The organism is Marinobacter vulgaris (assembly GCF_003344045.1).
In the GTDB taxonomy this organism is placed as follows: domain Bacteria; phylum Pseudomonadota; class Gammaproteobacteria; order Pseudomonadales; family Oleiphilaceae; genus Marinobacter; species Marinobacter vulgaris.
The window spans coordinates 122,112-133,686 of the sequence record NZ_QFWX01000007.1; the positions used below are offsets into that span (position 1 = coordinate 122,112).

Annotated in this window: 11 protein-coding genes; 7 read left to right on the forward strand and 4 right to left on the reverse strand. The window is 59.0% G+C overall.

Annotated features, from left to right (window positions below; genetic code table 11):
* Window positions 1-21: 21 nt before the first annotated feature.
* Together DIT71_RS15815 and DIT71_RS15820 are read right to left on the reverse strand one after the other, a co-directional pair.
* Window positions 22-1,551: a WS/DGAT/MGAT family O-acyltransferase gene (locus tag DIT71_RS15815; protein ID WP_114614195.1), complete on the reverse strand. Its 1,530-nt coding sequence runs from the start codon at window positions 1,549-1,551 to the stop codon at window positions 22-24.
* 121 nt (window positions 1,552-1,672) lie between these two features.
* Window positions 1,673-2,584, reverse strand: coding sequence for a LysR substrate-binding domain-containing protein (locus DIT71_RS15820; RefSeq protein WP_114614196.1), 912 nt, complete (start codon window positions 2,582-2,584; stop codon window positions 1,673-1,675).
* A gap of 96 nt (window positions 2,585-2,680) precedes the next feature.
* Here DIT71_RS15820 and DIT71_RS15825 point away from each other — a divergent pair, with 96 nt between their 5' ends.
* A complete protein-coding gene (locus DIT71_RS15825) occupies window positions 2,681-3,667 on the forward strand; it encodes a glutathione S-transferase family protein (RefSeq protein WP_114614197.1) in 987 nt (328 codons plus the stop codon).
* 57 nt (window positions 3,668-3,724) lie between these two features.
* Here the strand turns inward: DIT71_RS15825 and ispB are convergent, their stop codons facing one another.
* Window positions 3,725-4,693: an octaprenyl diphosphate synthase gene (ispB, locus tag DIT71_RS15830; protein ID WP_114614198.1), complete on the reverse strand. Its 969-nt coding sequence runs from the start codon at window positions 4,691-4,693 to the stop codon at window positions 3,725-3,727.
* 229 nt (window positions 4,694-4,922) lie between these two features.
* On the opposite strand from ispB, the gene rplU reads away from it, so the two are divergent.
* From rplU to proB, 4 genes are all read left to right on the forward strand, one after another.
* Window positions 4,923-5,234, forward strand: coding sequence for a 50S ribosomal protein L21 (gene rplU, locus DIT71_RS15835; protein ID WP_036203642.1), 312 nt, complete (start codon window positions 4,923-4,925; stop codon window positions 5,232-5,234).
* Between the two features lie 36 nt (window positions 5,235-5,270).
* A complete protein-coding gene (rpmA, locus tag DIT71_RS15840) occupies window positions 5,271-5,531 on the forward strand; it encodes a 50S ribosomal protein L27 (RefSeq protein WP_114614199.1) in 261 nt (86 codons plus the stop codon).
* Between the two features lie 138 nt (window positions 5,532-5,669).
* The gene (cgtA, locus tag DIT71_RS15845; protein ID WP_114614200.1) at window positions 5,670-6,863 is read left to right on the forward strand and encodes an Obg family GTPase CgtA; all 1,194 of its coding nucleotides are present in this window, start codon (window positions 5,670-5,672) and stop codon (window positions 6,861-6,863) included.
* A gap of 162 nt (window positions 6,864-7,025) precedes the next feature.
* A complete protein-coding gene (gene proB, locus DIT71_RS15850) occupies window positions 7,026-8,150 on the forward strand; it encodes a glutamate 5-kinase (RefSeq protein ID WP_114614201.1) in 1,125 nt (374 codons plus the stop codon).
* A gap of 220 nt (window positions 8,151-8,370) precedes the next feature.
* Here the strand turns inward: proB and rpsT are convergent, their stop codons facing one another.
* Window positions 8,371-8,640 (reverse strand): 30S ribosomal protein S20, encoded by a 270-nt coding sequence (rpsT, locus tag DIT71_RS15855; protein ID WP_114614202.1) that lies wholly within the window; start codon window positions 8,638-8,640, stop codon window positions 8,371-8,373.
* A 285-nt stretch (window positions 8,641-8,925) separates the two neighbouring features.
* Between rpsT and murJ the strand changes: the two genes are divergently transcribed.
* Both murJ and ribF read left to right on the forward strand, forming a co-directional pair.
* The gene (gene murJ, locus DIT71_RS15860; RefSeq protein ID WP_114614203.1) at window positions 8,926-10,509 is read left to right on the forward strand and encodes a murein biosynthesis integral membrane protein MurJ; all 1,584 of its coding nucleotides are present in this window, start codon (window positions 8,926-8,928) and stop codon (window positions 10,507-10,509) included.
* 66 nt (window positions 10,510-10,575) lie between these two features.
* Window positions 10,576-11,547, forward strand: a complete 972-nt coding sequence (gene ribF, locus DIT71_RS15865; protein ID WP_114614231.1) for a bifunctional riboflavin kinase/FAD synthetase — start codon at window positions 10,576-10,578, stop codon at window positions 11,545-11,547.
* Window positions 11,548-11,575: the final 28 nt, after the last annotated feature.

Sequence of the window (11,575 nt, forward strand, 5' to 3'; positions counted from 1 at the left end):
CCCTGCTTTTCCCGCCAATGGTTAATTCCGGAAGTTTTTGAACACCTTTCTCAGTGTGCCTTCCATCAGCGTGAGAGCTTCATCCGTCAGGGTTTTATGGTTGTCGGGATGGTAATCCGGTCCCTCGCTCTCTGGCGTAAGAGTGATGGCGGCGGCCTCGATAGCGTACAGGCTGTCTTGAAGCAGGCCGGTCAATGAGTCGCCATCGGCCACCACATCAGGGCAGAGCGTAAAGTTGACGGTTAGGCTGCCCTGATAGCTGACGGCCACGATAACCAGACCCAGGCTGTCAAACAGCGGCGCAGAGTTAAACTGACGAACCAGTCTCGCTCCCTGGAGGTACAGGGGAACCTGAGGCCCTGGCACGTTGGTGATGGGCAGGTTGAATACCGGCTGGTAACGCTGGGCTATCTGCAGTTCCGAATAGAGCCGCGCCGAGAGTGCCAGCATGGTGGAAGGCAGCAGTTCCGTCAGTCGGTCTGCGGCAATGGCTTCCCGGTAGGGTTCCGATTCCACCGCATTCCAGTGTATGCGGTAAATCCGCTTTGCAGGGTCGGGTTCTCTGGTGGCCAGGTCCAGCAGCATCGCGGACATCTGGTTTCCGGTCGCTTTACGCAGGCTGCTGGAGCGAACCGAAATGGGAGTCATGGCAACCAATGAGCGGTCGGTCCTGACGTCATGGTTGGCCAGATATCGGCGCAGGGTTTCAGCGCAGAGGCCGAGAACCACGTCGTTCAGTGTGACATTCCCTAGTGTTGCCTTGACGGCCTTGAGCCGCGCCAGGTCGAGGCTGGTAGACACCAGTTGGCGGTTGGCAGTGATCTGGCGATTAAAGGGGCTGTGGGGGGCGGAGAAAAATGGAAACGGCAGTGGCAGTTTCCGCATCTGTCTCTGGATCAGCCCGCGCGCTGTTGCCTCGGCGGCGTTAACCGCCAGAGAGGTCATTTGAAGCGGCTTGCGGAGCAGGTTGGCGCCAGCCTGAAGCATGACCCGCTCTTCCGAGGGTTCCGGTCGTGGGGTCCATGGCCGGGGCTGCTCTATGGGGCGGGCGCTCGGGGTGTACTCCAGCAACTTGCCCATGATCTCCTCACCGCTGAACGCATCAATGGCGGCATGGTGTAGTTTGACGATCAGCGCAAAGCTTCTGCGGCCGGGGTCATCCTCATCGAGCTGAAAACCATCGACAAAGGTAATGTGCCAGAGTGGGCGATCTCTTTTCAGCGGCTCCTCCAGAATGCGGGAAGCAAGCCCCATCAGACTTCCCGCCTGACCGTTTTCGCCAAGGTTCACATAGGCAAGGTGCCGCTCAATGCTGAAATCCGGGTCGTCAATCCAGTAGGGGCGCCCGAGCCTCAGCGGGATTTCCTTGAGCCGTTGACGGAATTGCGGCACCACATGAAGGCGGCTGCGCAGGTAGTCCACGAAGGTACTGAAGGCCAATGGCTCATCCCTTTCCCGGGCATCGAAGAGATACACGCCGCCAATGTGCATGGGCGCGGTTTCGGATTCCAGGTAGAGGAATGAGGCATCCAGCTCAGACAGCTGCCGCATGGTTTGAACTCCGTTCACAGTTTCTTGAATGAGGGCAGTATAGACGAATCGAAGGGAAATCCGGTGGCTGTTTTATCCGAGGGGCTTCTGAAACGGGGCCCAGAGCGCCCGTTGGCTTGGGTCAGGCTTCCAGCCAGGCCGCAATGGCGGTTGATTTGCCCAGATTCTCCCAGAACCACATCAGTGCTTTGCCCTGGTCCTCGGAGTGTCTGGCGAGATGGAGCATGATGGGTTGGCGGGGTTCATGAACATCCAGTGCAACCAGGGTGCCTTTCGCCAAATGCTCGCGAATGCGGGTTTCCGGTAACCAGCCAACGGCCAGACCGGCCTGTTGAATGGCAATTTTCTGATCGATGTTGGCGACGGTAATGGTTCTCTGTCGCCGGAATATCCCGGCATGGCCCGGCGGTAGTGACCGCGATGTGTCGGCAGCCACGGCCGCGGGAAAGCGTGCGATGTCCCCCTCGGTCAGCGGCTGGCTCGCGCTCGCCAGGGGATGACCGGAGGCCACGGCATAGACAAACCGCATTTCCCCAAGCGGTGTCGTCGTGAACGAGCCGGCCGGTTTGCTGATCTGGTCGGCACCGACCACAAGGTCCACCCGTCGGCTTTGCAGGGCATCCCAGGAACCGGCAAAGACCTCCTCCACCAGTTGCACTTCCACGGGCACGCAGAGCTCGTAAAACTCTTTCACCGCAGGAAACAGGCATTCGGCGGGCAGCAGGGAATTGAATCCGATGCGCAACCGGGTTTCCCAGCCCTGGGCCACCTGGCGGGTGGTATGAGCAAGGTTTTCAGCGGCCTCCAGCAGGGTGCGACCTTCTTCCAGCAGGTAACGGCCGGCCGGGGTGAGGGCAGCCCGGTGCCCGGTGCGGTCGAAGATGGCAACGTTGAGGTCTTCCTCAAGTTTCTGGACGGTGTAGCTGATAGCGGAAGGCACGCGGAAGAGCTCGTTGGCGGCTCCCGCAAAGCTGCCTTTGCGATCGATGGCATCGAGGACTTTGAGGGCATCTATGGTGATGGCTGTGTGCATGTTCGAATTATCTGATTGTGTTGGCCAGAATTGATTGTTTGAGAGCGTAGCAGGGTGGCCGGTATTCTTCCTTTAAAATTGATAATCGGAGATGTTATGGGACTCCTTGTCGACGGTAAATGGCACGATCAGTGGTACGACACCTCAAAAACCGGTGGCAAGTTTGAGCGTGAGGCCGCGAGATTTCGCAACTGGGTGACGGCGGATGGTTCGCCCGGGCCGAACGGAGAGGGTGGTTTTCCGGCCGAGTCGGGGCGGTATCACCTGTATGTGTCCATGGCGTGTCCGTGGGCGCATCGGACGTTGATTTTCCGGGTTCTGAAAGGTCTGGAAAAGCATATTTCGGTGTCGGTGGTGCATCCGGATATGGTGGAGAACGGCTGGGAGTTCCGGCCGGATGAGGCGGCGCATCGGGATGATGTTAACGGCATGCGGTATATGTATGAGGTGTACCTGAAGGCTGCGCCGGATTATTCCGGGCGGGTGACAGTGCCGACGCTGTGGGACAAGCAGAAGCAGACGATTGTCAGCAACGAATCGGCGGATATCATCCGGATGTTCAACTCGGCATTCGATGGGCTTGAGGGGGTGCGAAATGATCTGGATTTTCATCCGCAGGAGCTGCAGGGCGAGATTGCCGAGGTGAATGAGAGGGTTTACCACACCGTCAACAATGGGGTGTACAAGGCGGGGTTCGCTACAGCGCAGGATAAGTATGAAGAGGCCTATGGAGCGCTGTTTGATTCCCTGGACTGGCTCGAAGAGCGGCTGTCAGAGCAGCGTTATCTGGCCGGTAACCGTCTGACGGAGGCGGACTGGCGGCTGTTTACCACGCTGATCCGGTTTGATGCGGTGTATTACAGCCACTTCAAGTGCAATCGTCAGCGGATTTCGGATTTTCCGGCGTTGTCCGGCTATGTGCGGGATCTTTACCAGGTGCCGGGCGTGGCGGAGACAGTGGATATCCGGCAGATCAAGCGTCATTACTTTGTAAGCCAGCGCACGATCAATCCGACGCAGATCGTGCCGGTAGGGCCGGCGCTGGATTTTGAGGCGCCTCATGGCAGGGAAGCTCTGGGGTAAATCTTGTCGGATTAAGCCCGAAGGGCCGTAATCCGTCAAATGGCTGTCGACGGGGTGCTAACTAACCCGCGCAACAGCAATTTCGGTCAACAACGCCAGCGCTTCTTTATGATCTGATTCGGGAAGGGTATTCAGACAGGCAGCTGCCAGAGCGGCCTGTTCCCTGGCTTTGGCCATGGTGTACTCCAGTGCCCCGGAACTGGCCACAATCTTCAGGATGGCCGGCAGTTCATCCAGCCCGCCTTTACGGATGGCCTGGCGGATCAGCTGTTTTTCGTCATCGCTGCCCTTGGCCATGGCGTGAATCAGGGGCAGCGTGGTTTTGCCTTCCGCCAGGTCATCACCCACGTTCTTGCCCATGGCTTCGACGTCGCCGCGATAGTCCAGAACGTCGTCCACCAGCTGGAAGGCCAGTCCCAGATGTTTACCATAATCTCTGAGGGCTTGCTCCCGGGTTTCATCTGCGCCGGCCAGCAGAGCGCCGGTGTGGGAGGCTGCTTCGAACAGCATGGCGGTCTTGTTATGGATGACTTCCATGTACTTGTCTTCACTGAGGTCCGGGTTCTTCACGTTCATCAGCTGCAGGACTTCGCCTTCGGCGATGACTGCGGTGGCGTGGGAAAGTACGTCCATAATGCGCAGATCCTGGAGTTCCACCATCATCTCGAATGCCCGGGCGTAGAGGAAATCACCTACCAGTACACTGGGAGCATTGCCCCAGCGGGCATTGGCGGTGCTGCGGCCCCGGCGCATGTCGGAAGTGTCCACCACGTCGTCGTGCAGGAGCGTGGCGGTATGCAGGAATTCGATCACCGCTGCGAGCTTGAGATGATCATCCCTGTTATAGCCCAGTGCCCGGCTCGAGAGCAAAACCAGCAGTGGCCTCAGGCGTTTACCGCCACTTTCAATGATGTACTGGGCGATTTTTTCCACCAGGGGAACGTCTGATGACAGCCGCTTGATGATCAGATCGTTGACGCGACTGAAGTCGTCCGCGACGGTGTCGTAGATGGGCTGGGCTGTCATGCGGCTGGTCCGATCCCTTGTCTGGTGTTTCCGTTGGAAAATAGGTAGGAGCCGCAATGCTAGGTATTGCGGTGATCAGTGTCAACTTGGCTTGTAAAGCAGTAGCGGTTTTCGTACAATCACGCGCCCAACTCATCCCAACCTGCGCTCCCTGCTATAGGGTTGCCAAAGCGCTTCCCTTAGAACCAGGTGGATAAGAGCAGGGATGGGTCAATCGCGGAGAACGTTAATGTACGCAGTTATTGTTAGCGGTGGTAAGCAGCACCGTGTAAAAGAAGGCGAAACTCTGAAGCTGGAAAAGCTGGAAGTGGAAACTGGCGGCAACGTCGAGTTTGACCGCGTTCTGCTGATCGCCGATGGTGAGAAGGTTCAGGTTGGTGCGCCGGTTGTTGATGGTGCTAAAGTGACAGCAGAAGTGGTTAGCCACGGCCGTCACGACAAGATCCAGATCATCAAGTTCCGTCGCCGGAAGCATTCCATGAAACGTCAGGGCCACCGCCAGTGGTTTACTGAAGTCAAGATCACGGGTATCCAGGGTTAAGACCCTCGAATAACCCCCTATATAAGGAGGCTTGTAATGGCTCATAAAAAGGCAGCAGGTAGTACCCGTAACGGTCGCGATTCCGAGTCGAAACGACTTGGTGTGAAGCGCTTCGGCGGCGAGACTGTAACTGCAGGCAGCATTATTGTTCGTCAGCGCGGCACCCGTTTCCATCCGGGTAATCACGTTGGCCTCGGCAAAGACCATACCCTGTTTGCAACCGCAAACGGCCAGGTGATCTTTGAGGTAAAGGGTCCGGAGAACCGCAAGTTCGTGAGCATCGTTCCGGCTGCGTAAGCAGCGGCGATCTCGGGTTCTGTCGAACCTGGGGCGGCCCTGATATCATCTGATATCAGAGTTCCCCTGGAGCCCCGCATAGCTTCCATGAGGCTGCGGGGCTTTTTAGTTTATGCGCAGTGCGCAAAGGGTTGATTGATGAAGTTCGTAGACGAAGCCACCATCATTGTTGAGGCGGGCAAGGGCGGCCATGGTTGCCTGAGTTTCCGCCGTGAAAAATACGTGCCCAAAGGTGGCCCCGATGGTGGTGATGGCGGCGACGGCGGTTCCGTGTACCTGGAGGCTGACAGCGCGCTCAATACGCTGATCGACTACCGCTTCCAGCGCAAGCACAAGGCCGAGAACGGACAGCCGGGTTCCGGCCGTAACTGCACCGGCATCAAGGGTGAGGATCTGGTGTTGCCGGTGCCGGTAGGTACCACGGTTGTGGACATGGATACCCACGAAGTACTGGGTGACCTGACCCGGGCCGGCGAGCGCCTGAAAGTGGCTCAGGCGGGTTTTCACGGGCTGGGTAACACCCGCTTCAAGTCCTCGGTAAACCGTGCTCCGCGCCAGACCACCAAGGGTTCTGAAGGCGAACTTCGCAACCTGCGATTGGAACTGAAAGTGCTGGCGGACGTTGGCTTGTTGGGCATGCCCAACGCCGGCAAGTCCACCTTTATCCGTTCCGTATCAGCGGCGCGGCCCAAAGTGGCAGACTATCCGTTCACCACCCTGGTGCCGAATCTCGGTGTGGTCAGCGTGCAGGCGCACCAGAGCTTTGTTATTGCTGACATCCCGGGCCTGATTGAAGGCGCGGCGGAAGGCGCTGGTCTGGGTATTCGCTTTCTCAAGCATCTGGTTCGCACCCGCCTGCTGTTGCACCTTGTGGACGTGGCGCCCTACGACGGATCTTCACCGGTTGACTGCGTTCGTGCCATAGAGCACGAACTGGAAAAGTTCAGCGAAACCCTGGCCGGCAGGGAGCGTTGGCTGGTGCTGAACAAAGTGGATATGGTCGCGGAAGAAGAGCGTGACGCCCATTGCCAGGCCATCATCGACGAGCTTGACTGGAAAGGCCCCGTGTTCAGCATCTCCGCGCTTAGCGGCGAAGGCACCAAGCCACTCACGCAGGCCGTTATGCGCTGGATCGAGGATCAGGCCCGGGAAGAGGCGGAAAATCCAGAATTCGCCGAGCGCGAGGCTGCCCGTCGCCGCCAGATGGACGAAGAGGCAAGGGCAAGAATCGAAGCAGAGCGCCAGATCCGTCGCGAAGCCCGTCAGGATGACGATGATGACGACTTCGATGATGACGATTACGACGTTGAAGTGGTTTACGCCCCAGAGTAAGGGGTTTTTGTTTGATCTAACGCCAAAGTATCGTCGGACGGGCAGGTGCCATGTCGGTGGATCGTCAAAAACAGGGATGTTTTTGTCGAGCGAACATGGACGTATTCACAGCGTATCCACCGACATGGGTACCTGCCCGCCCGCCCCGTGGACTGGAATACAATGAGCAAACGCATCCAGCTGCGCCAGGCTCGCCGCCTGGTCGTAAAAATAGGAAGTGCACTACTCACCAATGATGGCAGGGGGCTGGATGTGGCTGCCCTCGGGCTGTGGGTGGACCAGATTGCAGAACTGGTCAGTGCTGGCGTTGAAGTAGTCATTGTTTCCTCAGGCTCTGTTGCCGAGGGCATGAGCCGCCTGGGCTGGACTGTTCGTCCTGAACAGCTGCACGAGCTACAGGCCGCAGCGGCCGTCGGCCAGATGGGCCTGGTGCAGACGTGGGAGGCCCAGTTCAAACGCCACAACCGCCATACTGCGCAGATTCTGCTGACTCACGACGACCTGTCCGACCGCAAGCGCTACCTTAATGCCCGCAGTACCCTGAGGGCATTGCTCGATTTTGGTGTGGTTCCCATCGTCAACGAGAATGATACCGTCGTCACCGACGAGATCCGCTTTGGTGACAACGATACCCTGGGTGCTTTGGTTGCCAACCTGATCGAGGCCGACGGGCTGATCATACTCACTGACCAGCTCGGCCTGTTCGACAAAGACCCGCGCAAGAATCCCGACGCGCAAATGGTTGACGAACGCCGCGCCAGCGACTCCGAGCTTGATGCCATGGCCGCGGGCGGAGCCGGAGTCCTTGGCCGCGGCGGCATGCAGACAAAAGTCCGCGCCGCCCGCTTGGCCGCACGTTCCGGCGCCTTTACTGTCATCGTTGGTGGCCGCATCGAAAATGCTATCGCTCGCCTGCGCGACGGCGAAAGTATCGGTACCCTCCTGCTCCCCGAACAGGGCCGAATCGCCGCCCGCAAACAATGGCTGGCCAGCCACCTCCAGACCCGCGGCAAACTCACCCTCGACCAGGGCGCCGTCAACGTCCTCTGCCGGGGCGGCCGCAGCCTGCTGCCGGTTGGGGTAAAAAGCATCTCCGGCCAGTTCCGCCGCGGCGAAATGGTCTCCTGCGTTGACGAAACTGGCAAAGAAATCGCCCGCGGCCTGATCAACTACGACGCCGACGAAGCCAGAGCCATCGCCGGCCGCTCCAGCGATCGCATCACAGAAGTACTGGGCTATATCTCCGACGAAGAAATGATCCACCGCGACAACATGGTGATCGTCTAGCGTTTTCCCGAGTGAAGGTAGGCGGGGCCGACAGGGTTCTCCGAAAACCGTGCATTGCCAGGGATGGCAATGCCGAGCCCCCATGGATGGGTTCACGGCGTGTTTTCGGAGAACCCTGTCGGCCCCGCCTGTTCTCCCAGGTGAGCAGGCGACTCAATAAATAGGCACAAAAAAACCGACCAGATGGCCGGTTTTTTCATTCAAGTTCTGATAAAGCGATTTACGCGCTCTTCAGAGCCTTGATGCGGGCACTCAGACGGCTCTTCTGGCGAGCAATCTTGTTCTTGGCGAACACGCCCTTGTTAACCATGCTGTCCATAATCGGCTGGGCCTTCAGGAAAGCAGCTTGCGCTTCCTCCGGCTTGTTAGCTTCGATGTTGGCCTGGACCTTCTTGATGTAAGTGCGCGCCATGGAACGCAGGCTGGCGTTATGCTTGCGGTTTGTCTCGTTCTGACGTGCGCGCTTCTTGGCTTGCGGGGAATTTGCCACCGTATAACTCCTGAGATCTGTGAAATCCGAAATTCGTGTGAAACGATTCGTAAAAATCGCGGGCGCGCCAAAACCAGCGCGTCGAAATAAATGACGCGGAACTATGCCGCCAACGCCCCAAAATGTCAAGGCTCAACGCTATTTCATCCCGGTATCCACAAGGCCTGTGGTAAACTCGCCGCTCGTTGCCGGAGCGCCCTCATCAGAGGTTACGTAAATACCGAAACCAGGGTCGTGGTATGCCGGAAAACTCCAGAATCCTCCAATTCATTGTCCAGGCCACGAATGTCATCCGAACCTGAGCAGACCGAAAAACTACAGAAGGCGCTGCCCAAGCCGCCGGGACTGCTGAGGTCGTCCGGTGTGGTGGGCATTATGACCATGCTGTCACGGGTCCTTGGCCTGGTGCGGGACATGGTGATTGCCCGCTATTTTGGCGCCGGCGCCAGTGCCGATGCCTTTTTTGTCGCCTTCAAGATCCCCAACTTCCTGCGCCGCCTGTTTGCGGAGGGGGCCTTTTCCCAGGCCTTCGTGCCGGTGCTCTCCTCCTATCGGGAGCAGGAGTCCGTTACCGAGGTCCGGCGCCTGGTCAATGCGGTTGCCGGTTCCCTGGGCCTGGTCCTGCTCGGGGTGACCGTCGTTGCCATGGTGGGCGCACCGCTGTTGACCGCGGTTTTCGCGCCGGGCTTCCTGGATGATGATCTCAAGTTTGGTCTGGCCAGCGACATGCTGCGGATCACCTTCCCCTACCTGTTGCTGATCTCGCTGACGGCCTTCGCCGGCGGTATCCTCAACAGCTACGACCGCTTTGCCATACCTGCGTTCACGCCAGTATTGCTGAACCTGGCAATGATCGGCGCCGCGATCTTCCTGTCCCCGCTGATGGAAACCCCCATCATTGCCCTGGCCTGGGGCGTGTTCATCGCCGGCGCGTTGCAGTTGTTCTTCCAGATTCCCTTCCTGATGCAGCTGGGGCTGATGCCGCGTCCAAAGGTGGACTACAAGCACGAGGGGGTGAGCCGCATACTGAAGCTGATGGTTCCGGCGCTGTTCGGGGTCTCGGTCAGCCAGATCAACCTGCTGCTGGACACAGTGCTCGCTTCATTTCTGCAGACCGGCAGCGTCTCCTGGCTGTATTACTCGGACAGGTTGGCCGAGCTACCCCTGGGCGTGTTCGGTATAGCTATTGCCACCGTGATACTGCCCAGCCTGTCCCGCAAGCACGCCGCCGCATCGGCGGACCAGTTCTCGGCAACGCTGGACTGGGCGGTGAGGGCGGTACTGCTGATCGGCCTGCCGGCGGCGCTGGCCCTGGCGCTGCTGGCGGAACCTCTTGTCGCAACCCTGTTCCATTATGGCGAAGTCACCGACCGGGATGTCACCATGGCGGCCCAGAGCCTCCGTGCCTATTCCGCAGGGCTGCTTGCCTTCATGCTTATCAAGGTGCTGGCGCCCGGCTATTTCGCCCGCGAGGACACCAAAACCCCGGTCAAGATCGGCATCATTGCCATGGTGGCTAATATGGTGTTCAACCTGGCGCTGATCTTCCCGCTGGCCCACGCAGGACTGGCGCTGGCGACATCGCTGTCGGCCTGGCTGAATACGGGGCTGTTGTGGCGGGGATTGATCAGGGAAGGCGCCTGGAAGTGGCAGCCGGGCTGGCCCCGTTTCCTGATGCAGATCGGATTTGCCAACGCGGCGCTGGCTGGCGCCATTCTCTGGCTGCAGCCGCCGGTTGACCGGTGGCTGGGTGCGGGTGGCCTCCAGCGGGCCACGGATATGGGTATTCTCGTAGTCTCGGGCGTTGCGGTGTATTTTACCGTGTTGGCACTGGCCGGGGTCCGGGTAAGACATTTCCGTCACAGGTAGGTTATAATCGCGCGTTTTCTCACCAGTGAAACCATGCACCGCTGGCAAAACAAGGGTTCGCTTTACATGCGTCTGATCCGGGGCCTGACCAACCTGAAACACTTTGCACAGCAGGCCGATGGGCCGCTGGCTAACGGGTGTGTTGCCACCATCGGGAATTTCGACGGCGTACACCTGGGGCATCAGACAATTATCGACCAGGTACACGAGAAAGCCCTGGAGCTGGGCGTGCCCTCGGTGGTGATGGTATTCGAACCCCAGCCGCGGGAGTTTTTCCAGGGCCGGGAGGCACCTCCAAGGCTGACGGCGTTCAGGCAGAAATTTGAAGCGCTGCTGGCGTCGGGTATTGATATCGTCCTTTGCCTGCGATTCAACGAGCGCTTTCGCAGTTATTCCGGCATGGGATTCATTGAGGATGTTCTGATCGACGGCCTCGGTGTCCGCCACCTGGTGGTCGGGGACGATTTCCGTTTCGGCTGCGATCGCGCCGGTGACTTTGCGCTGTTGCGGGAAGTGGGTGAGCAACGGGGATTCACGGTTGAAAACACCCGCACCGTCACCGTTGATGGTGAGCGAGTCAGCAGCACCCGCATCCGCAAGGTGCTGGCTGAGAACCGGATCGAAGAAGCCGAAGCGCTGTTGGGCCATCCTTACCGCATCCGCGGAAGGGTGGTATACGGGCGCCAGCTTGGGCGCGAGATCGACGCGCCGACTGCGAACCTGTTGCTGCCGCACATGCCGGCCTTGCAAGGTGTTTACGTGGTAAGCGCGACCCTGGCGGACGGGCGGGTCGTGGACGGCGTTGCCAACATCGGGCTGCGCCCCACGGTGGACGGCAAACAGCCCTCGCTGGAAGTGCACCTGTTTGACTTTGCTGGCACACTTTACGGCCAGCGACTGGATGTGGTCTTCCGCCATGCCCTGCGGGACGAAGTGAAATTCGACTCGGTGGATGACCTGAAACAGCAGATTGCCCGTGATTTCGACGACGCCCGGGCGTGGATTGCAAACCATGGCTCCTCAGCCACCGGACACTGACCGACATTTAACAACCTGAGCTACGCAC

Coding starts and splice junctions, on each gene's coding strand:
- rpmA (WP_114614199.1), top strand. CDS start 5,271: ATGGCTCATAAAAAGGCAGCAGGTAGTACCCGTAACGGTCGCGATTCC.
- DIT71_RS15815 (WP_114614195.1), bottom strand. CDS start 1,551: ATGCGGCAGCTGTCTGAGCTGGATGCCTCATTCCTCTACCTGGAATCC.
- DIT71_RS15820 (WP_114614196.1), bottom strand. CDS start 2,584: ATGCACACAGCCATCACCATAGATGCCCTCAAAGTCCTCGATGCCATC.
- DIT71_RS15825 (WP_114614197.1), top strand. CDS start 2,681: ATGGGACTCCTTGTCGACGGTAAATGGCACGATCAGTGGTACGACACC.
- rplU (WP_036203642.1), top strand. CDS start 4,923: ATGTACGCAGTTATTGTTAGCGGTGGTAAGCAGCACCGTGTAAAAGAA.
- ribF (WP_114614231.1), top strand. CDS start 10,576: ATGCGTCTGATCCGGGGCCTGACCAACCTGAAACACTTTGCACAGCAG.
- proB (WP_114614201.1), top strand. CDS start 7,026: ATGAGCAAACGCATCCAGCTGCGCCAGGCTCGCCGCCTGGTCGTAAAA.
- cgtA (WP_114614200.1), top strand. CDS start 5,670: ATGAAGTTCGTAGACGAAGCCACCATCATTGTTGAGGCGGGCAAGGGC.
- murJ (WP_114614203.1), top strand. CDS start 8,926: ATGTCATCCGAACCTGAGCAGACCGAAAAACTACAGAAGGCGCTGCCC.
- ispB (WP_114614198.1), bottom strand. CDS start 4,693: ATGACAGCCCAGCCCATCTACGACACCGTCGCGGACGACTTCAGTCGC.